Genomic DNA, 22,290 nt, shown 5'->3' on the forward strand with positions numbered 1-22,290 from the left:
AAATATACCTAAAATTAGATATATTCTATAAATATCAAGAGTTTTCGACAAAATTAAAGGAAAAAATCAATTTATTTTAAGTAATAACATAGTATAATTGAGGTTAGAGAAATAAAAAGGAGTTATATTTAATGCAATATACATTAGAGGAAGTTGTTAACCATTTAAAAACACAAGGTTTTGTTTTTCAAGGAAGTGAAATTTATGGTGGTTTAGCAAATAGTTGAGATTTTGGGCCATTGGGTGTTGAGTTAGAACGAAATTTAAAAAATTTATGATGACAACATTTTATTTCAAAATCAAGATATAATGTTGGTCTTGATAGTGCAATTTTAATGAATAATAATGTTTGAAAAGCTTCAGGCCATTTGGGTAATTTTGCTGACCCATTATTAGATTGTAAGAAATGTAAAACCCGTATGCGAGCAGATAAACTAATTGAAGATAAATACCCTAATCTTAATTGTGGTGGATGAAGTAATGAACAATTAAAAACTTTTATTACAGAAAATCAGCTTTTGTGTCCGAATTGTGGGGCGTATGATTTTACTGATATTCGTCAATTTGAATTAATGTTTAAAACGAATCAAGGGGTGATTGAAGATGAAAAATCAGTTGTTTATTTGCGCCCGGAAACTGCACAAGGAATTTTTGTTAATTTTAAAAATGTTCAACGTGCATTAAGAAAGAAATTGCCATTTGGAATTGGTCAAATTGGAAAGTCATTTCGAAATGAAATTACCCCGGGGAACTTTATTTTTCGAACACGAGAATTTGAACAAATGGAATTAGAATTTTTTTATGATGTTAATGATCAAACAGATTGATTTAACTATTGAGTTGAGGAAGTTACTAAGTTTTTAAATTTAATTAATTTAAATCCGAAAAATTATTCATTGTGTGAACATGAGAAAAGTGAATTAGCCCATTATGCTAAAAGAACAATTGATGTTGAATATAAGTTTCCATTTGGAGCGGGTGAATTATGAGGAATAGCTGACCGTGGGGATTTTGATTTACGTCAACACGCGACAATGAGCAAACATGATTTAACTTATTTAAATCAAGAAACAAACATGAAAATTTTGCCGCATGTTATTGAACCATCTGTTGGTGTTGGGCGTTTAATGTTAGCAATTTTATATGATGCTTACCATGTTGAAAAAGTTGGTGATGATGATTCACGTATTGTTTTAAAATTAAGTCCGTTATTAGCACCATATCAACTTGCTGTTATTCCATTAAGTAAACAATTAAATGCGGCAGCTTATCAAGTGTATGAAAAATTATTGCAGCGATTTCAATGTACTTATGATGAAACAGGAAATATTGGGAAACGCTACCGTCGACAAGATGCAATTGGAACACCATTTTGTGTCACTTTTGATTTTGAATCATTAGAAGATAATAAAGTTACCATCCGTAATCGGGATACAATGGAACAAGATAGGATTGCAATTGCTAATTTAGAAGATTATTTCATAGCTGTATTAAGGTAATTAAAGGAGGGGCAAGGTATGGCATTAATCAACAATGACAAGATTGATTTAATTCGATCAAAAGTAAATATTGTTACAGTAATGTCAGAGTATTTATCCCTTGAAAAGCGGGGTCGTAATTATTGAGCTGTTTGCCCATTTCATCAAGATTCACATCCTTCAATGAGTATTTCACCAGAGAAGCAAATTTATCGTTGTTTCGCTTGCTCAGCGGGGGGGAATGTTTTTACTTTTTTACAAGAATTTGAAAATATTAGTTTTATTGAAGCATTAAAAAAAGTCGCGATAATAGCGAATGTTACGTTAGATGAGTTAACAACTTATCAAGAAAAAGCAAAATATGATGAAACCGATAAATTAATTTTTGAAATTAATGCTTTAGCCGCGGCATATTTTAGTAATAATTTAGCAACCAAAAAAGGCCATGCAGCAAAAGATTATTTAACAAACCGAAATATTCAAGAACAAGAAATAGCATTATTTAATATTGGTTATGCTGAGAGTGGTTTTGATCATTTATATCAGTTTTTAATTAAAAAAGGTTATCGGATTAATGATATTCAACAAACGGGTTTAATTACTATTAAAAATAGTAATGTTTATGATTATTTTAATAATCGGGTAATGTTCCCAATTAAAAACGAAGATAGTTATATTATTGGTTTTTCGGGCCGAGTGATTGGTCAAGATGATAAAATTGCTAAATATTTAAATACCCCGGAAACAAAAGTTTTTAAAAAAGAAAAACTAATGTATAATATTCATCGAGCAAAACCATATATTCGTCAACAAAATAATTTAATCTTATTAGAAGGATATATGGATGTTATTAGTTTAGATAAAATGGATATTAAAAATACTGTTGCTTTAATGGGAACTAATTTAAGTGATTATCATATCAAGGAAATTAAAAAGTTAACAGAAGAGTGTTTAGTATTTTTAGATGGTGATCAAGCGGGAATTAATGCTAGTTTGAAAGTTGCGGCAAAATTATTGATTAATAATTTAAAAGTTAAAATTGTTTTAAATGAAAGTCAGCAAGACCCTGATGAATTAGTTAATAGTGGTCAGGGTGAATTAATTCATACAATGTTAACCCATGCCATGCATCCAATTAATTTTGCAATTGATTATTTTAAAAATAAATTTAATTTAGAAGAAGCAAATGAATTAGCAGAATTCATTAATATTGTCGGAACATTAATTAAAGCTAGTCCTAACCCAATAGAACAAGAATTAGCAATTAATAGTTTGGTCAAAATTACTGGAATTTCAAACGAAACAATTCAAACAAAAATTAAACAAATTAAAATGTATCATAAGGCTATTACAAATATTTCGATGGCTAACCCAATGCCAGTAGGTGCTGGCCCTGATTCATCGCCCCAACCGCAGTTGCAGTCAACACCCGAAATCATAAAAAACAGGGATGTTGTTAACAAAACAAAATATAAAATTAAGAATTTGAAACGTTATATTTTAGCAGAACAAAATATGTTGTTGCAATTACTTGCATCACGAAAAGCGGCCGATTTTTATCAAAGAAAAATTGGAAACTTAAACTTTAATGACTATCGATTGTTGGCAAATGATATAATTATGTATTATAATGGACATTTAGGGGAAGAAAATGTTAATATTAATATGTTGTGTGATGAAATAAATGATCCGGATTTAAAGAAGATGTTAATGGATATTATTAGTAAATCAACGATTAAAACTAAATATAATAAGAAAGAATTAGAAGACTATGCGCTACTAATTGATGATTTTGCAAATGAAAAAGAGATTACAATGCTATGAAATAAATTAGAAAAAGCAAATAATTTAATCGAACAACAAACTATTTCAATGGAAATTGATAAAATGAACCAACGATTAAAATTTAAAAAGGGGTAGAGAGAATGGGATTATCAAAAAAAGACGTCAAAGAAATGAAATCTTTTGATGAATTTAAAGATTATATTAGTAAATTTTTAGAGGAAAATAACAATGAAATTGGACAAGAAAAATTAATTACCTTAATTAATGAACATTTTGAAATTGATGATAATGATGTTGATGAATATTTTGAAGAATTAGTGGCAAATGGTGTCGAATTTAATGATGTTGTTGTCGAAGAACCTGAAGAAGTTGTCGAAGTAGTTAAACCAGGAAAAAAACAAGCTGAGGATAAGTTACGATACAAAGTTGGAGGTATTTCAAACGAAACTAAAATTCAAGATATTATTAAAGCATATTTTAATGTTTTAGGAACAAGTAAGATTTTAACGCGTGAGGAAGAAATTAAATATGCAAAAATGTTAGAATCATTAGATCCAGAAGAAAAACGTTATGGTCGTGAAAAATTAATTACTTCAAATTTAAAATTAGTAGTCTCTGTTGCTCGTAAACATTTAAACCGTGGTTTGGATTTTTCTGATTTAATTGAAGAAGGAAACATTGGATTAATGAAAGCGGTTGATAAGTTTGATTATACTCGTGGATTTAAGTTTTCAACATATGCGACATGATGAATTCGACAAGCCATTACCCGGGCAATTGCTGATCAAGCACGAACAATTCGAATTCCAGTTCATATGGTTGAAACAATTAATAAATTAACAAGAATTGAACGACAATTAACACAAGAATTAGGTCGTGAACCAAGTTTTAATGAAATTGCTGAAAGAATGGGACAAGGAATCACGGGGGAAAAAGTCCGTGAAATTAAGCGTTTGTCAATTGAACCAGTTTCATTAGAAAAACCAATTGGTGATGAAGATGACACTCATTTTGGTGATTTTGTTGATGATAAAGATATTTTTACACCAGATGAATATGCTGAAAAAGAATCATTACGTGAAGTAATTGATGAAGTTTTTTATGAAATTTTATCAGCCCGTGAGGAAAAAGTAATTAGAATGCGGTTTGGAATTTTACCAACAAAATTAAGAACAGTTTTAAGATTGGCAAAAGAATGTGAAGATGAAACTTTTCCAGAATTAGTGCAAACAGTGAAAGCATTAGATATTCACTATGATACCCCAATTGAAAAGGTACAGAGTCGAAAAAATAAACTAATTGATAAACACTTGTCAAAATATGATTCGCCAAAAACTTTAGAAGAAGTCGGAAAAGAATTTAAAGTTACTCGGGAAAGAATTCGTCAAATTGAAGCAAAAACAATTCGTAAATTTAAACCAAACTCAGCTAATTCAAAAGCAAAAGTATTAAAAGACTTTTTTAAAGGATAGGTGTTTTAACGATGGATAAATTATCAGAACGTTTATTATTAATTGCCAAACAAGTTAATGATAAAGATGTTATTTGTGATATTGGAACTGATCATGCCATGATTCCAATTTATTTAGCAAAAGGAAATTTAATTACAAAAGCATATGCATGTGATATTGCCGAAAAACCATTAGAACAAGCGAAAAAAAAAATTGCGAAATATCAAGTTGGTGATATTATTACTCCAATTTTAGCCGATGGATTACAAGGCCTTACTAATATCAAAATTGATTCATGCATTATTTCGGGCTTAGGTAGTACTAGTATTTTTAAAATATTGGAGCAAGATTGTGATTTAATTGATCGTTACATATTGTGTCCAAATGATGATTCTTTTTTGTTACGAGAATGAGTTAAACAACAAAAGTATTTTATTGAAAAAGAACTGTTAATTGAAGAAAATGAAATTATTTATGAAATTATTGTTATTAATAAAGTTGCGGGACAAAAAGTTAAAAATAGGAAAGATATTCTTTTCGGCCCATTATTACGCAAAGAACGAAGTAAATTGTTTCAAGAAAAATGATTATTAAAAAATGATTATTATCAGACATTATTGAACAGAATTCCAATAAAAACAAAACGTTATCAAGAAATAAAAACAAAATTGAAAATTATAAATAAGGTGCTTTAATGTTAATTAAGAAATTATACCAGCAAATTGAAAGTGACTTTTCATTGGCAACAGCTGCGAAGTGAGATTATAGTGGTTATCAATATGGGAATAAACATAATACGGTAAGTGGAATTCTTGTTAGTTTAGATTTAACAACAGAAGTAATAAAAGCAGCAATTGCTAAGAAAGCTAATGTGATTATTACTCATCATCCTTTTTGCTTTGGCAAGAAAAAAATGTGACAACAGATTGAGTATAAGCAAGAGATCTTAAAACAGTTAAAGCAATCCGAAATATCAGTTTATGCGTTACATACTAATTATGATGGTTTATTGAATGAATTAATTTTACAAGAATTAAATTCACAGAAGATTATTTCATTTCCTAATGATCCTTTTACGAAAATTGGTTATGTAACATTAACGGCTGATGAAATTATTACAAAGTTAAAAACAATCTTTAAGATTGAAACTGTTCAACATAATCTAACAAATTGTTATCAATCAATAATAACAGTTGCCTTAGCAGCTGGTGCTGGTGGGGATGTTATTTCAAAGATTAATGGTAAGGAAGTTGATCTTTTTATCACAGGAGAAGTAAAATGAGACCAGTGAATATTAGCAAATGAAAAACAACTTGCTGTTGTTTGTTTCAATCATTATATGGAAGATTTTTTTAGTATTGCTTTTGCCGGTTATTTAAGACGGAAATTTCCAACTTTGGCAATTACTGATTATCATATTAAAAATATTATTAATTATCGTTAATAATATTTTTATTTTAGATGTTTTCTAAAAAACGAATAACTTCTAACTGAATAATACTTGGTGTTGAAGCACCAGCAGTAACAGCAACACAAGTTTTATTGATTAATCAATTAGGATTAATATCAGTTTTATCATTAATTCGATATGATTTGATTCCAATTTGTTCCCCCATTTCGACTAATTTTAGGGTGTTACTACTACGTTCATCGCCAACTACTAATAAGAGATCAATTGTGTTTGAATCTAAATTTAAAACAGCATTTTGCCGCTCCAATGTTGCATTACATAAATCATTTTTAAAAATAATTTCATTCGGAACTAATTGTTTGATTTTTTCAACAATTGCTTCAATATCAATCTTTGATAAAGTTGTTTGATTTGTAATTAAGATTTTTTTATTTGGGTCAAGGGTTGGTAGCACCGTATCAACTTCTTCTGCCGTTGTGACAAGTTTAATGCTCGGGTTAATTGCTAACATGGCATTTGTTTCTGGATGAAAGTGCTTACCAATAAAAATAATCTGATAGTTGTTTTTTACTAAGTATTCTTTAATTAGATCTTTTGTTACCGTTACTCATTCACACTCGGTATCAACAAGGGTAATGTTTTTTGTTTGAGCAATGTCTTTAATTCGATCATCACTACCATGGGCGCTTAAAATGACAACAGCATTGTCTGGTAATGTTTTAATTAAATCTAACCGATTAAGTTTAAAATCATTAATTGGGATGACTCCTAATTTCACAATTTCATCAATTACATGGCGATTATGGACTAAATAACCTAACATATAAATGTCCCGTCCAGCATATTTTATTGCTGCCTCTTTTGCTCATTTAATTGACTTAACAACCCCAAGACAGTATCCGCGGGGTGTTACTTTTACAACTTTCATTTTTTTCACCATCCATTTTATCTATTTATATAATAATACAACTAAAAAATGTTAATTTTATCATTTTAAAATAATTTATTAAAGTTATTTGTTAATTTACTTAAATTTGATACAATTATATAGTCTATATTTAAGGCATAGAGTAGTATCTTCCTTAAAATATTACATTTATTATAAAGCTAAGATAGCAACATATGAAAGGAGATTGAAGATGGCGGCAAGCTTAAAAACTATTAAAAATGGCAAAGCATCTCAACATAAAAAAACAGTAGCAAAAAGTAAAGTCGAAGAAAAATGACTATTTATTAAGGAGCAAGCAGTGATAGATTCAACACCAGCAATGAAAAGATCAATTGATCGTTCATCTGGAGATGTTTACACTAAAACAGTAACTGATTATCGTGGCAAAGATGGGACAGCAGCTGCAACAGCAATTACTGCAAAAACTCTAATTGCAGCGAGATTAGGAAAAACATCACCACAGCGTAAAGCAGTTGCAGCCCAGAATCGTAAAGAAGCTACTAAAAAAGTTGAAGAAGTCAAAAATGGACAATCTAGGGGAAAAGTAGGAAAAAAACTACAAGTAAAAAAGTTTCAGTAAAAACTAAGTAAAAAATAAATCAAAATAACAACAATAACTGGGAGAAACTAGTTATTGTTTTATTTAAAGTTTTTATTAATATTTTTTCTGTTTTGTCAAAAATAGAAAAATAAAATTAAGAATTTTAAGTAATTAGTACTATAATAATCTTAAATAAGGGGGAAGAAATTAGATTATGAAAACATTCGCGAAATGAAGTATTAGTTTAATTTGAATCATTATTTTAATTATTTTAATTTTAGCATTATCTTTTTTAACTGTTCATTATGACGGTTATTATTGAGAAGGAAAGGGACTGCCTGTTAATTATAATGATATTAAAACCTTTGATGGAAATGGTTATCAGTTAATTGCTGAAATAGGACTTGGTAAATTAATGCGGTTAGTTTCGGGGGGCAGTTTTATTTGAGGATATTCTAATTATGTCACTATTAATGACCAAACAATGGATTTAATGAAATGATTAAACCAACCGGGAAGTGTTGTAAATGGTATAATTCAGTGACCACAAGACTATGAACTTCCCGTTGGGACAAATTTTGCAGCAGTAGTCGGAAGTATTCTTATTGTGTTATTAGTTGCAATTCCAATTTTAACAATTATTGGGTTTTATGTAACGCTGAAAATGGTTAAAGCAATGACACGCCCATATTCAATTGAATATTTAGATGCTAAGAAAAATCTTCATAAAACAATAATTTATCGAAAAAAAGCATTAAGAAAAGGGATGAAAGCTATTAAAAAAGGGCAAGCACAAGCAACTGATTTAGCAAAAACAAAAGAATATTGGACTAATTTATTAGACCAAGCGCAAGATGTTTTTAACAAAGAACAAGAACTTTTTAAAATTAAATATAGTAAAAAACCAGATACCGAAAAGTTTCATGCTGTAATTGGCAAATAACATTTTAAACGATGAAATTAGCAATAATTTCATTTTTTATTTATGTTATAATTTTCATATTGGAAGGATGTGTTAACAATGAATAAATTTGATAATTTAGGTTTAAAAAGATTTTTAAATTTAAGTTTAGAAAAATTAAATTTTTCCAACCCAACGATGGTTCAAAAAAAAGTTATTCCATTGTTATTAAAACATCAAAATGTTATTTGCAAAGCGCATACTGGTACTGGTAAAACGCATGCTTTTTGTTTACCAATTTTAAATAATTTGGATTACGATCAATTAAACATTCAGGCAATTATTGTTGCACCAACCCGTGAATTAGCAAAACAAATTTATGAAAATATTCGTTTTTTTAAAGGATTTCAACCAAAATTACAGGTTAATTGTTTTGTTGGTGGTGAAGATATTAAACGTCAAATTGAACAATTGGAACGAAGTCAACCGCATATTATAGTGGCAACACCAACGCGCTTAAAAGATTTGTTTGAACAACAGAGCTTAAAGTTAGGAAAGTTAACAACGTTTATTATTGATGAATGTGATATGATTTTTGATTTAGGTTTTATTGAAAATGTTGATTATATTTTAAGTAAGGTTAATCCTAATGTTCAAGTTTCTGTTTTTTCCGCAACAATTCCAGAAGAGTTGAAACCATTTTTAATAAAATATTTGAAAAATCCGTATTATTTAGATTTAAATGCTAATAAAATATCTAATCAAAATATTACGCATATTTTAATTCCAACTAAACATCAAGAGCGAAGTAATATTTTATTAAAACTTCTAAAAACATTCGATCCTTATTTATGCCTAATTTTTGTTAATAAAAAAGAGGATATTAAAAAATATTATGATTTATTATTAGAACATAATTATTCGGTAGCCCAATTGCACGCTGGGTTAGAACCCCGTTTTAGAACACAAGTTGTCAAAAGAATTCGTAATTTAGAATATAAATATGTCATTGCGAGTGATATTGCGGCAAGGGGCATTGATTTTATTGGTATTAGTCATGTTATCTCAATTGATTTACCAAATGATTTAGAATATTATATTCATCGTAGTGGTCGTACTGGACGAGCAAATTATACTGGTTGTAGTTATGTACTCTATGATACAAAAAATTTAACTTTAGTTCAGCAGTTAATTACAAAAGGAATTATCTTTAAATATCAGAAATGAAATCAGAATAATGAATTAGTCGATACTGATTTAGGAATTAGCAAACCAAAAAAACAAAATTCAGGGCAAGTTAACAATGAAATTAATAAAATTATTCATCGCTATAAAACAAAGGATAATAATAAGAAGGTCAAACCAGGATATAAAAAGAAACGAAAAGAAGAGATCACCGCATTAAAACAACATATACGGCGTGACCATATTAAAGCATCAATTAAAAAAATTAAGAAAACAAAAGCAAAAGAACGTGGCCTTAAATTATTTGATAAAGAATAACAAAAAAGAAATTCAAAATTTTAATTAAAAAATAAATAAAGTCTTTTTTTTGTTTATAATTATTTTATAGTTTCTAAAATGAGAAAGTATTTACCAAAAAAAAGGAGGAAAAAACATGACTCATAATGAGGGAACAGAGACAATAAATATTAAGAAGAAATCAGATTTGAAAGAAAAATTAAAGCGTTTATTTTCATTAAAGATGTTGCATTATACTTTAATTAAAATGTTAAAATCGCCATCAACATATATAATGTTTGGTTTGACATTTGCGGTAGGTTTAATTATGACAATATCAATGGGAACAACAATGAATGACAGTATTAGCGGTGATTATAGCGAGGTAGCAAAATCAATATTTGTTATTTATTCATGAATTTGATATATGTTATATTTTGGTTTAACATCAATGTTTATTGGTTTTAAAGCCGTACAATTAATTCGGGATGAAATTGAAGATGGAACATTACTAATTTTTTCGTCAATTCCAATTTCACGGACAAGAATGATTATTGAAAAATGGCTAGCTTTACAATTTTTATGCTTAGGATATTCATTAATAATATTACTAGTGCCCCCTTTAATTTCATTAGGAATTGGTCCAAAAGGAGCGGCCATGGGAAAAGTAATTTTTAGTAAAATTAATTTTATGATACTAACAAGTATTATTTTACAATTATTTTTAACAACAATTGGAATTTTAATTTCATTGGGGTTAAATGCTAAGGGAGTTATTGGAATTTTATTTACAATTGGTTTTTTAACAATAATTGGAGCAATGATTCCACTTATGTATAACACTTCTAAAATTGCAGACAAATCTTCAGCATATTTAATGCGGACAACAGATATAGCAAAAAGCTCAATTAAGTTTAATGATTCGGCGGTTATTGAAACCTATAATAATCTGCTTGATCCAGCTGGGTGACCAGTCTGAAATTATGATAATAAACTTCAACTTAAGTCGTCATATAATTTTAAGAATGAAGATGTTGGGGCATTTAATGTTACGAACCTGGCAAATGATATTGATAAAGCTATTCAAAATGCAGTAACAGATACTGGAAAAAATAAAATTAATTGAGATGATTTTGTGGCAGAGGTTAAGAAAAAACCAACAAGTTATTCAAATTTAGGAACATTAATTAACGATTATGTCTTAAAACTTGATGGTTATAATCCAAAACAATTTTCTGAAATTAGTAATATTAATGGTAAGAAAATTAACTTTTTGGATAATCCTAATAAAGGAATTAATATTTTAAGACAATTTTATCAAGAAATATCAGGGCAAGAAGGTGTTACTATTTCGTCAGTAAAACCATCAGAATCAAAAATAAACTTAAATGTTTTGGATCAAAGTAAGTTAAAAACTAATTCATCAAAACAAATTTATAAAATTATGAAAGCAATGTATGATAAAGGCATTTTCTCCCCAACATTTTTAAGTTATGATTATAAAGATCCATTTAATTTTAGAACTAACGTGGGTGATCTTATTTTGCCAAATGAAATTACAAGTACTATTTCAGGTGCTTTATCGGAAAATAGCCACAAGAGTTTTAGCAATTTCTCTGAAGACTTGCTAAATTTCTTAAAAAATAATTTGTATTTACAAAATTTATATGTTAATGATCCAGCACTATCAATTTACTATCAGTTTGTGTGGCAAATGTCTTATTGATTAAACCAAGGTTTATATGTTCAATATTCGGATACTAATCTTTTTGATAATAATAATTTGGCTAATGCGGAATTAAATGATATTAAAAAGGCTGAAACGCAATATAAATTAATGGCTTATTTAAATCCTTGACAGCAATGAGTTGTTATGTGAACAGGTGATGCCCGTGGAAGTTTGATGGGACAAGATGGCATGACTACATCAATGTTATTACCCGTAAATAATTATTTAACAGCAAAAATTAATACTGTTGAATATAATGTTGAAAATAGTGGAACATTTAAAAAATATTTCTTAGTCGCTAATTTTAATGAATCAGTAACTTTGACTAGTCTAGCAGGAATGTATGCAGGTTATTTATTAGTAACATTAGGATTAGCAGGATTAACATTATGATGAATTACAAGAAAGGATTTTGTATAGTTATGAAAACAAAGAAAAATGATTTTAAACCTAATCCTAATTTAGCGATTGAAATTTCTGAATTTACAAAAAGATTTAAAAAGTTCGTTGCTGTTGATAATATTGATATGAAAGTTGCAAGTGGTAAAATTCATGGTTTTATTGGTCCAAACGGAAGTGGTAAAACAACAACGATTAAATCTTTAATTGGAGCAATTATTCCAACAAATGGTTATTTTGGGATTGATGGGTTAAAGGCGAACTCATCAGATGCTAAAAAAATTATTGGATATATTCCGGAAAATGCCCGTTTTCCTAAACATTTGAATGTTTATCAGTATTTAGTTGAAATGAGTTATTTGCGGGATATTCCTTATAAAGATGGGAAAATAAAAGCAAAGAAAATTTTAGAGAATTTAAATTTATGAAAATTTCGTAATAAAAATCCAAATACTTTTTCATCAGGAATGAAGAAAAAAGTATTATTAGCCCAAGCTTTAATTGCTGATCCAAAAGTATTAATTTTAGATGAGCCAGCTGCTAATTTAGATCCAACTGCTCGTCAAGAGTTATTTAATGATCTGATTCGTGTTAAAAAACAAGGAAAAACAATCTTAATTTGTTCCCATATTTTAACAGAATTACAAGATCTTGCGGATGAAATCACAATTTTAAATTATGGTAAAGTTGTATTTTCAGGAGCTGTTATTAATTCTAACCAAAATTATTATCAATTTACCGTAATGGAACAGCCAATGTTAAATGATTTTGAAGCGGTAGTTAAAAAATTGAACATTCCAATTATTGAAAAATTAGAAAGTTCATTAATTTTACATTTAGAAAAAGCAACTGAGCAGATTAAAGATATTGCTTACAATGCTTTTGAACAAAAAATAATTTTAATTACAATTAAACCATTTGTAACAAATATTAGTGAAATTTATGATCGTGTTGTATTTTCAGTTAATAAAGGATTTGGAAAAGCAAGTGCATTAAGTAATTAATAAAAATTATTTTTAATAAAAAACCTTAAATAAATTATTTTTTGAGCTATAATAAAAAAGGTTATAATAATAGCTTAATAAATTACTTTACTTAGTAAGGTTTTTTTCTTTTTTTTGCTGAAAGAGGGTGAATTAGATTGTCGGAAGTTTTAACAGTTCGTGAGAAAAAATTACGATTTGAAAAACCATGGAAAGCAATTGCTTATTTTTGCTTACCAACTGTTTTTTTAATGATTGTGCAAGGATTATATAATATTATTGATAAAAGTTTAGCTTTATCTTTTGCAGCTCCTGATTTAGTGCATGATCAGTTTTATGTTGATGCTTATAATCAATTGAAAGGGATTAAGGTGTCAGTTGTTCCATTAGCTGATATGCGTTCTTTTATTAATGTTGCAACTCAATATGCTTCCCAGACATATAATTTACAATGATCATTTAGTATTATGATTGGGATGGGTTGTGCGATGAATTTTTCAATTGCTTATGGTCAACGTGACATTGCAAAAATGCGTCGGATTGCTGGAAATGGTTTTTCAACAACAGTTCTTTTTTCAATAATAGTAGCATTTGCAATTTTCTGTATTGTGTTTCCAGGATGAAATGCTGTTTTTATTACTTCACAAATGGGGGAATATTATAATCCAATTACGGAACGTTTATGTTGACAATATTCATTTCCAATGCTAGCTGCCGCACCAGTGATGTTTTTAAGCTATTATTTTATGTCATTAATTCGTAGTGAAGGACGGATGAAATGAGTAATAATAATGATCTTAACTTCTCTTGTTACTAATGCGGTGGCAGCAATTTTCTTTATGAAGGTTTGTCATTTAGGAATGTCAGGAGCAATGTTAGGAACAGTCTTTTCATGAACAGTGCAAGTAATATGAGGATTAATTATTGTTTTTAAAACAAAGAATAGTTATTCAAAATTTTATTGAAGAGATTTATTACATATTGAAGGAAAAAACGTGGCGGATTTCACCAAAGCAGGGTTACCAAACTTTATTAATAATGCTGCTTTAGTTGTTACTTCATATGTTGCAACATCTCTTGTTATTCAACTTCCAAATCAAGAGTATCATAATGGAGTTTCTGTGTTACAAGAACTTTATTCTTCGATTGTGCCATGAATGACTTTAGTGTTATCTGCTGGAATAGGGGTTACGCAAGGGGCCCGGAGTATTATTGCGTATAACTATGGGGCAAAAAAATATGCTCGAATTTGAGAAGTTCTAAAACGAGTTAGTTTACTAATTATTATTTGATTTTGTTTAATGTTATTTGTTTTTATCTTATTTGGTAAAGATATGATGATTTTATTTGCTTTACGTCCCGAAGATGCGGCTAAATATCGTTGATGAATTGTGTTAAACTTTATGACATATCCATTTTGTTCGTTAACTTATATTGCTTTAACATTATTTCAAGGGATTAATCGTTCAATTTTGGCAACTTTTACAAGTAGTTTGCGTTCCCTTATTGTTATTTTACCGTTAATTGGCATTGGATATGGTGCTAGTCAGGCAACTGGAAATCCAATATACTATTATGTTTTTATTGGTTTAAATGATTTAATTGCTGCAGCAATTATTATTCCGATTTTAGTTTATTACTGAAAAAAACATCATACTAAATTAGTTGATGAACCAGACCCATATTTTAGTGAATTTCAAACTGATTTACAACTGAAAAAAAGGATTAAAATTAAAACATAAACATAAAAAAATTAGGTAAATCTCTAATTTTTTTTATTTTATTTTAGTCCTTTTCAACAAGCAAAATCCACTTATCTTTGGCCGAAAAACTATAACAATTTTGATGATAATTATTGATAACAAACTCACTTAGCAGGGTTATTGCAAGGAGGTATTTCTGATCAAGAATTTCACGATTACATTTTTTACAACTTAAATTTTTAATCATATTATTAAGCGTTGTGGCTTTAATTATTTGAAGGTTTTTAATTTTACCCTTACTAATTTTAGTTGCAATTTGAGTTAAATTATTTCCTTTTGTTTTTGTGACATATTCACTTAAGTATAAATTAATTGGTCGAAAACCTAATTTATGATAAACATTATAGCCTTGTGGTGTAGCAATTAAACCAACTAAATCATAATTTTGACTATGAACACGTTTAATTAAATGATTCATCATCAGTTTTGCTAATCCTTGACGCCGAAAATTTTGATGAGTTGAAATATCATCAATAATTGCAATATCTTTTTCAAAATAAATATTTCCAGTTGCCGCAGGAAGATCATTTTTATATAGTAAATCAATTTCGGCAATATCTTTTTCCTTATTTATTTTTAATAATGTTTTATAAAAAGCGTAGTCCCAACTTTTTGGCCCCATTGCACTTTCCAAAATTTTGCTAAAATCAGTTAATCGTTTGTTGTCATTGACACGTCTAAATTTGATACTTTTATCAACTTTTACTTTATGTTTTTTTCATTTTGTTAAATCAAGCACCATTCCAACTAAAATTTCATTTTGGACAAAACCTAATGATTCAAAAAAAGCCTGTTCTTTTTCATCAATTTTTTCACCAATTGTGTATCATAAAAAATCTAAGTCATTGTCAACATAGTTTTTTACTAATTCTTTTACTCGTGCCGCATCTTCTTGATAGTCTAATTGGGTACTAATCGCAACAGTGTAAGTTTTATCAACATCATTGCTCACTTCAGTCATATATATTTCATTTTCAGTATCAATTAATTCATTACGAATTCGTTTGTCTTGGAAAGGGTTTGTCATGTAACGAACAAAATTTTGTGCTAATTTTGTTGCTTCGTATTCTCCCTTAATTCGGAACATTCGCTTAATTTTGGGGTTCTGTCGATACTTTTTACGTTTCATTTCTTTCATCCACCTCAAGTTTTTTCTATTATATCGTGTTTTTGTTAAACTTAAACAAAATTATTAGCGTTTATTAACACTAAGTCTTAAACATTTTAACATATTTTGTTTAATAAAATAAAAGTTAAATGAAAAGAATTATTTCATTATGTTTGATTGGTAAATGATTTATGTGTAAAAAAGATTAAATGTTTGCAAAAGATAAGAACTATTTTTTTATTTTGTTCCTAAAACAATGCTTAATTTTGCATAATACTTTGCTATTTTTATTTTACAATTGAAATCACTTTGATTTATAGACTATTTTTTGTTTAATTTTGCACAATTATATTGGAATAATACTATTAGAAACAATTTAGATATAATTGAATTAGATGGAGGAATAAATGAAAATTTTAATAGCAGAACGGCAAAAACGAATTTTAGAATATCTGGATAGCAAAGGATTTAGTAAATTAGAAGAATTAGCTTTGTTATTGCAAGTTTCCGTAACGACAATTCAACGTGATGTTATTATTTTAGAACAACAAGGTTTATTAATTAAAATATCGGGTGGTATTAAATCAATTCAAAGCCTTGCTGAAGATGATACATTTTGACAAAAACAAGATCTTAATTTTTTAAAAAAACAGAAAATTGCAAAGTTTGCTTGTGAATATTTAGGTGATAATGATTATATCTTTATTGATAATAGTACAACGAGTTATTTAATGCTGCCATTTTTACGTTCTTATCAGATTAAAATTATTACTAATTCTATTGATTTATTTTTACAAATAAAGGCTTTAAAATTAAGTGGGATTTTAACTGGTGGTGAGTTAATGGTTCGTAAAAATTCATTAATAGGACCATTAGCCCTTGATAGTTTAGAGAAATTTAATTTTTCGAAAATTTTTATTGGGACAAGTAAAATATCAATAAATGGTATTTATACTACTAGTTTAGAAGATGCTGAAATTAAACAAAAAGTAATATCATTAGCAAAACAAAGTTTTATTTTAGCTGATAGTAGTAAATTTATGGGAAAAGGATTTTGTAAGATTATTGGTCATCATAATTTAAGAATTATTTCAGATAGTATTCCACCATTTAGATTAAATAATGTAATTATTGCAAAATAATAGGAAGGAAACGATATCTTTATGCAAAAAGTTTTAGTTGTTGGTTCAATTAATATGGATTTATCGTTTGAGTGTAAACGGTTACCCAATTTAGGTGAAACAATTATAAGTAATAATTATAAAGAATATTGTGGTGGGAAAGGTGCAAATCAAGCAGTAGCCTTAGCACGATTAGAAAGTGATGTCACGATGATTGGGGTTGTTGGCGATGATAATTATGGTCATGAATTATGTTCTAATTTAAAATTTAATCAAGTAAAAACAACTGGGATTAGATTTTCAAAAGAAGTTTCTTCTGGTTTAGCATCAATTATTGTGGATGAAACAGGTAACAATCAAATTGTTGTTTATCCAGGAGCAAATTATGAGTTACTAGTTCCTGATATCGATGAATTAGAAGGATTAATTGTTGAAACCGATTATGTTGTTTGTCAGTTAGAAATTCCAATTGTTACGGTTGAATATGTCTTACAAAAAGCGAAACAACTTGGTAAAACAACAATTCTAAATTGTGCGCCAGCAAGAGAATTAACAAAAAAGATTTTAGAATATTGTGATTTTTTAATTCCAAATGAAACAGAATTACAAGTGATCACAAATACCAGTTACCCTTTAATAAATGAAACAGAATTTATTGCATCCACCCGAAAACTCTTAAAGCAGGGTGTGAAGAATATTATTGTGACTTTAGGGGCAAAGGGAGTTTTATATGCTAATATAGATCAAACACAGTTTTTAAAAGCATTTTCTGTCAAAGCAATTGATTCAACGGTAGTTGGGGATAGATTTTATTAGTTTAGGAAATTTAGGCGCATTACCATTTAGTATTTTTTTATTTTTAATAATTGCGATTATTACGTATATTGTTACTAAATTTTATAAATATGGTCGTTATCTCTATGCTGTTGGTGGTAATGAAAATGCGGCATTATTATCAGGGATTCGAGTTAATTTAATAAAATTAAGTGCTTATGCTTTAAGTGGATTATTAACTGGTGTTGGAATGTTACTATATTTGGGGCGTGTAGGAGCTATTTCACCAGCTGATGGAAATGGTTGAGAATTAAATGCAATTGCGGCGGTAGTTCTTGGTGGAACCAGTTTAGCAGGTGGAAAAGGTGGCATTCTTAATACAATTATTGGTTGATTGACTTTGAGTATTTTATCAAATGCTTTAATTTTAATTGATATTAATCCCAATGTGTAATTGATAATCAAAGGTCTTGTTATTTTGCTAGCTGTTTTATTGGACCGTGATTATCCAATTTTAGTTAATGTTAAGACTTATTGTCAACGGCTTTTTTATCGGTTTTAAAAGATGAAAAGAATTTTAAGTTTTGTAACAGCTAGTGTAATATTGTTTTCATTAAGTATTAATCTCATTAGTTGTAATTTTGATCGGCGTCCGAAAATTGCTTTTATTGTTTCTACTAAAACAAATCCTTATTTTCAAATTATGTTAGATGAAGCACGTACTCTTGCCAACCAGTATGGTTATGGCTTAAATGAATATGATAGTTCAACTCCAGCATCACCAAATGGAGATACTGGGCAAGAATTAACAAATGTTCAAAATGCAATTATCAAGGGTGATTTAGCAATTATTATTAATCCGGTTGATTCAACATTATATTCCGCCGCCCGGATAATTAATGCCGCGAATGTGCCTTTTGTTAGTGTTGATCGAGCTTATCAAGATCGTGGTTATCAAGATTATATTTTTGCGACAGATAATGTGACAGCAGCGCAAAAGTTACAAGAAGATATTTATGCTTATTTAACAACAGTCGGTGTAATTTCTCAAACTAATCCACAAATAAAAGTATATGAATTATGAGGAACGCAAAATTCTAATGCTGCGCAAGATCGGCATCAAGGTTTTATGAAAAGTCGCCCAGATCAAATCCTTAATGTCACTGGTGATACTCCGCAGGTTGCGAACTTTGATATGTCACAAGCGGTTATTAATATTACGCAAAATATTAATAAAGTTAAAACTGCAGATGTTATTTTTACTCACAATGATAATATGGCTTTAGGAGCTATTCAAGGCTTAAAACAAGCAGCTCCCAAATGATTAGATAAACACCATTTAGTAATTGGATTTGATGCTATTACGGATGCTTTAAATCAAATTGAAAATTGAGAAAGTAATGTTGCTAATATGTTTGCAACAGTGCAACAACAGCCAACATTAATGGCTGAACAGGCTGTCTTAAAAGCAATTACAATGATTAAGAATGGTCGACCTGTTATTAAAGATCAATTTGAAAAAATTGATGTGCATATTATCAAACCTAAGAAAGTTTAGGGACATAATTTTTCGATAATTTTCGTTTTGTTAAAGAAAAATGCGTTATTATATTAATTAATATAATAATGAGTTATTTTTATAAAATATCAGATGATTTCTGTAAAAATACGCAATTTATGAGAAAATAATTTAAATTTTAAAAACTTTTAAAGAATGAAATTATATAAAAAAGTAAAAATTTATTGAATTTTTTTAAGATAACGATATAATTAATAATGGTTGTTTCAGTTTCAACCGCTCTTTGACTTTTAAGTAACTAAAGGATATGGAATACTTATCTACTTACAAGGCGAGTATAAACTGGAGGTGTAAATATGTTTGCAATAATTAAAACTGGGGGGAAACAATTACGTGTTTCTCAAGGTGATGAAATCTTTGTTGAAATGTTAAATGGTAATGAAGGTGAACAAGTTAATTTTACTGAAGTGTTAATGGTCGATGGAAAAGTCGGAACACCCTTTTTAAAAGGGGCATCAGTGACAGGAACAATTTTAAAGCAAGGAAAGCAAAAGAAAATTGTTGTGTTTCATTATAAACCAAAAAAAACACAACATAAGAAGTATGGTCATCGTCAGCCATATACAAAAATTAAAATTGATCAAATTATGTTGGCAGGCGCAGCAAAATCAACAGGTGAAAATAAACCTACTGTGGCAAAAGCTGTTGCGGAAAAACCAGCAACAGTAAAGACTGTTGCTAGCTCAACAACAAGTGCTGTACAAAAACCATCGGTAAAACCGGCTATGGAAAAATCAGCATCAGTGAAACCAACAACAGTGAAATCAACAACTGCCGCGAAACCTGTGACAAAAAATGAAAAATCATCAACAACAAAAAAACCAGTAACAAAAACAGATAAAAATGAAAAATAATTATGATTAAAATTATAATTAATAAAACTGAACAGAAATTTATAAAGATTGAAATTACTGGTCATGCGAAAACAGCTGAATATGGTAAAGACCTTGTTTGCGCAGCAATAACAGGAATTACAACAGGAGGTTTAAATGCAATCGATCAGATTAAACCAGAGAGTTGTGAGTTTATTATTAATGAAGGATTAGTTACTATTACAGTAATAAATAATAGTTCTGATTTACAAGTTATTTTACAGACAATGTATTATCAATTTTTAACAATTTATCAGCAATACCAAGAATTTATTAGTATAAAGGAGGTTGAAAAATAATGATGAAGTTCTTATTAGGATTACAGTTATTTGCTTCAAAAAAAGGAGTAGGGTCAACTAAAAATGGCCGCGATTCACATTCAAAACGCTTAGGAGCAAAAAGAGCTGATGGTCAAGCAATTCGAGCTGGTTCAATAATTTACCGTCAACGGGGAACAAAAATTCATCCAGGTGTAAATGTTGGCCGTGGTGGTGATGATACCTTATTTTCTTTAATTGATGGGATTGTTAAGTTTGAAAAATTTGGACGAAACAAAACTAAAGCATCAGTTTATCAAAAATCAACTAAATAAATTAAAAATAAAATATTAATTTTCCAAAAAAAGGTAAAATTAGTATTTTTTTAATTATATAATAATTTAAGTAGATATATAGAAGGAGAAATTAAATGTTTTGCAATAAAGAAACTTGGAAGGACTGGCGAGTTTATTATAAATTATTATTTGCAATTTTAATTGGCATTGGTATTTTTACTGCGTTAATTGAAAGCTATGTGCATGGAATTACTATTACTGTTAAAAATCCAGGATGATCAGAAGCAGCAATAGAGAACTTTATTAATGATAAAGGAGATTATACGTTTAATTATTTTAGTTATTTTACAATCCAATCAAATTTATTAGTCTTTGCTTGATTTCTTGGAGCAGGGTTATTTCCTAAATATGAAGGTAAAAGTAAATGATTAGGTTATAATATGACCTTAGCAATCACAATTTATATTAGTATTACTTTTTTAATTTTTAATTTAATGTTATTACCAGTTGATCAACCACATACTTGAAAAGCTTGAATATATTCAACAATTCAACATGTGATTTGTCCAATTGCAATGATTGTTTATTTCTTATTTTTTATGGAACGGCAAAATAATATCAAAACAACAAAACTTTATTGACGAGAAGATCTTTGAAAATTTTATTTTTATCCAATTATATGAGCAATTGTTAATATGATTCGTGGTGAATTCCGTTGACAAGCAGGAAAAGTATTTCCCTATCAATATTTTTTCTTAAATGTTCATAAATCATTAGCAGGGATTCCTGGGGTCGTATGATTTATTATTGCATTTATTGCTATCTCTAGTTTAGTTTTTGGGTTAGGAACACTATATAATCTTTGCTCATATAAATTTGTTAATAAGAAAAAAATGTAAAATAATGCAAGGTGTTATTTTTATTATATATTAAAGGAGAAGAAAAGAATATGAAGAAAAAAAGACATGTTAGCAAGTTTGGTTTCATTGTTTCAACATTAGGGGCAGCAATTGGCCTAGGTAATGTTTGAGGGTTTCCAACTTTATTAAAAGCAAATGGCGGATTAGCTTTTTTTGTTTTATATGTTTTAGCTATTGTGACATGTTCAATCCCATTATTGATTTTAGAATTTAATATTGGAAATATGCGACGAAAGTCATTAATTAATATTTTTGATGAAGAAAATCCAACGGTAAGTCGTTTTATTGGTTGATTTCAATCAGCATTTATGTTTGTCGTAGCAAACTACTATACCGTTTTAATTGGTTATGTTCGACCGCGTAAAATATTCGGTTGGTATAAAATTTCCAAAAACTAAGAAAAAGATAGATATAAAATTCTATCTTTTTTAATTAGGTTAAAATTGTCGTTAACCTTGCTTAGTTTAAGAAAATAACAGCAAAACCAACCGAATAAAACTCTCCTACTTGGA

20 protein-coding genes and 2 pseudogenes are annotated in these 22,290 nt (G+C 28.5%); 20 read left to right on the plus strand and 2 right to left on the minus strand.

Features of this window, described 5'->3' with window-relative positions; all coding sequences use genetic code 4:
- Positions 1-131 precede the first annotated feature (131 nt).
- The 5 genes from ACQH24_RS02405 to ACQH24_RS02425 are packed head-to-tail and all read left to right on the plus strand — an operon-like array spanning position 132 to position 6,158.
- Positions 132-1,499, plus strand: a complete 1,368-nt coding sequence (locus ACQH24_RS02405) for a glycine--tRNA ligase (protein WP_425380434.1) — start codon at positions 132-134, stop codon at positions 1,497-1,499.
- Between the two features lie 18 nt (positions 1,500-1,517).
- Entirely contained in the window at positions 1,518-3,398 is a 1,881-nt protein-coding gene (dnaG, locus tag ACQH24_RS02410; protein ID WP_425380435.1) for a DNA primase, read from the plus strand.
- 5 nt (positions 3,399-3,403) lie between these two features.
- Positions 3,404-4,735, plus strand: a complete 1,332-nt coding sequence (locus tag ACQH24_RS02415) for a sigma-70 family RNA polymerase sigma factor (RefSeq protein WP_425380436.1) — start codon at positions 3,404-3,406, stop codon at positions 4,733-4,735.
- Between the two features lie 11 nt (positions 4,736-4,746).
- Complete coding sequence (locus tag ACQH24_RS02420) at positions 4,747-5,409, plus strand: tRNA (adenine(22)-N(1))-methyltransferase (protein ID WP_425380437.1); 663 nt, start codon at positions 4,747-4,749, stop codon at positions 5,407-5,409.
- The gene (locus ACQH24_RS02425) at positions 5,409-6,158 is read left to right on the plus strand and encodes a Nif3-like dinuclear metal center hexameric protein (protein WP_425380438.1); all 750 of its coding nucleotides are present in this window, start codon (positions 5,409-5,411) and stop codon (positions 6,156-6,158) included. The genes ACQH24_RS02420 and ACQH24_RS02425 overlap by 1 nt, the downstream gene beginning before the upstream one ends.
- 13 nt (positions 6,159-6,171) lie before the next feature.
- On the opposite strand, the gene ispH is transcribed toward ACQH24_RS02425, so the two are convergent.
- Positions 6,172-7,053: a 4-hydroxy-3-methylbut-2-enyl diphosphate reductase gene (ispH, locus tag ACQH24_RS02430; protein ID WP_425380439.1), complete on the minus strand. Its 882-nt coding sequence runs from the start codon at positions 7,051-7,053 to the stop codon at positions 6,172-6,174.
- A gap of 211 nt (positions 7,054-7,264) precedes the next feature.
- Between ispH and ACQH24_RS02435 the strand changes: the two genes are divergently transcribed.
- The 6 genes and pseudogenes from ACQH24_RS02435 to ACQH24_RS02460 all read left to right on the plus strand — a co-directional run bounded on the left by ACQH24_RS02435 (position 7,265) and on the right by ACQH24_RS02460 (position 14,849).
- Positions 7,265-7,654, plus strand: a complete 390-nt coding sequence (locus ACQH24_RS02435; RefSeq protein WP_425380440.1) for a hypothetical protein — start codon at positions 7,265-7,267, stop codon at positions 7,652-7,654.
- A 175-nt stretch (positions 7,655-7,829) separates the two neighbouring features.
- On the plus strand, positions 7,830-8,558 hold the full coding sequence (locus ACQH24_RS02440) for a hypothetical protein (protein ID WP_425380441.1): 729 nt from the start codon (positions 7,830-7,832) through the stop codon (positions 8,556-8,558).
- Positions 8,559-8,636: 78 nt separating this feature from the next.
- Complete coding sequence (locus ACQH24_RS02445) at positions 8,637-10,019, plus strand: DEAD/DEAH box helicase (protein WP_425380442.1); 1,383 nt, start codon at positions 8,637-8,639, stop codon at positions 10,017-10,019.
- Between the two features lie 115 nt (positions 10,020-10,134).
- On the plus strand, positions 10,135-12,126 hold the full coding sequence (locus ACQH24_RS02450) for an ABC transporter permease (RefSeq protein ID WP_425380443.1): 1,992 nt from the start codon (positions 10,135-10,137) through the stop codon (positions 12,124-12,126).
- A 2-nt stretch (positions 12,127-12,128) separates the two neighbouring features.
- Positions 12,129-13,109 (plus strand): ABC transporter ATP-binding protein, encoded by a 981-nt coding sequence (locus ACQH24_RS02455; protein WP_425380444.1) that lies wholly within the window; start codon positions 12,129-12,131, stop codon positions 13,107-13,109.
- A 137-nt stretch (positions 13,110-13,246) separates the two neighbouring features.
- Positions 13,247-14,849: pseudogene (locus tag ACQH24_RS02460) on the plus strand (MATE family efflux transporter).
- 24 nt (positions 14,850-14,873) lie between these two features.
- Here ACQH24_RS02460 and ACQH24_RS02465 read toward each other — a convergent pair.
- Positions 14,874-15,980 (minus strand): GNAT family N-acetyltransferase, encoded by a 1,107-nt coding sequence (locus ACQH24_RS02465; protein ID WP_425380445.1) that lies wholly within the window; start codon positions 15,978-15,980, stop codon positions 14,874-14,876.
- Between the two features lie 386 nt (positions 15,981-16,366).
- Here ACQH24_RS02465 and ACQH24_RS02470 point away from each other — a divergent pair, with 386 nt between their 5' ends.
- From ACQH24_RS02470 to ACQH24_RS02510, 9 genes and pseudogenes are all read left to right on the plus strand, one after another.
- Complete coding sequence (locus ACQH24_RS02470; RefSeq protein ID WP_425380446.1) at positions 16,367-17,101, plus strand: DeoR/GlpR family DNA-binding transcription regulator; 735 nt, start codon at positions 16,367-16,369, stop codon at positions 17,099-17,101.
- 21 nt (positions 17,102-17,122) lie between these two features.
- On the plus strand, positions 17,123-17,896 hold the full coding sequence (locus ACQH24_RS02475) for a ribokinase (RefSeq protein WP_425380447.1): 774 nt from the start codon (positions 17,123-17,125) through the stop codon (positions 17,894-17,896).
- Positions 17,877-18,308 carry an ABC transporter permease gene (locus tag ACQH24_RS02480; protein WP_425380448.1) on the plus strand — a complete coding sequence of 144 codons (432 nt, stop codon included), beginning with the start codon at positions 17,877-17,879 and terminating at the stop codon, positions 18,306-18,308. The genes ACQH24_RS02475 and ACQH24_RS02480 overlap by 20 nt, the downstream gene beginning before the upstream one ends.
- Before the next feature lie 111 nt (positions 18,309-18,419).
- On the plus strand, positions 18,420-19,412 hold the full coding sequence (locus ACQH24_RS02485; protein WP_425380449.1) for a substrate-binding domain-containing protein: 993 nt from the start codon (positions 18,420-18,422) through the stop codon (positions 19,410-19,412).
- 317 nt (positions 19,413-19,729) lie between these two features.
- Positions 19,730-20,020, plus strand: a pseudogene (rplU, locus tag ACQH24_RS02490) (50S ribosomal protein L21); the annotation flags it as partial.
- Positions 20,021-20,289: 269 nt separating this feature from the next.
- Entirely contained in the window at positions 20,290-20,604 is a 315-nt protein-coding gene (locus ACQH24_RS02495; protein ID WP_425380450.1) for a ribosomal-processing cysteine protease Prp, read from the plus strand.
- Positions 20,605-20,606: 2 nt separating this feature from the next.
- Positions 20,607-20,897 (plus strand): 50S ribosomal protein L27, encoded by a 291-nt coding sequence (gene rpmA / locus ACQH24_RS02500; RefSeq protein ID WP_425380683.1) that lies wholly within the window; start codon positions 20,607-20,609, stop codon positions 20,895-20,897.
- Between the two features lie 95 nt (positions 20,898-20,992).
- On the plus strand, positions 20,993-21,757 hold the full coding sequence (locus tag ACQH24_RS02505; protein ID WP_425380451.1) for a Pr6Pr family membrane protein: 765 nt from the start codon (positions 20,993-20,995) through the stop codon (positions 21,755-21,757).
- A gap of 50 nt (positions 21,758-21,807) precedes the next feature.
- Entirely contained in the window at positions 21,808-22,176 is a 369-nt protein-coding gene (locus ACQH24_RS02510) for a hypothetical protein (protein WP_425380452.1), read from the plus strand.
- Positions 22,177-22,290: the final 114 nt, after the last annotated feature.

Origin of the sequence: Spiroplasma endosymbiont of Stenodema calcarata (genome assembly GCF_964031205.1) — a bacterium.
GTDB lineage: Bacteria > Bacillota_I > Bacilli_A > Mycoplasmatales > Mycoplasmataceae > Spiroplasma.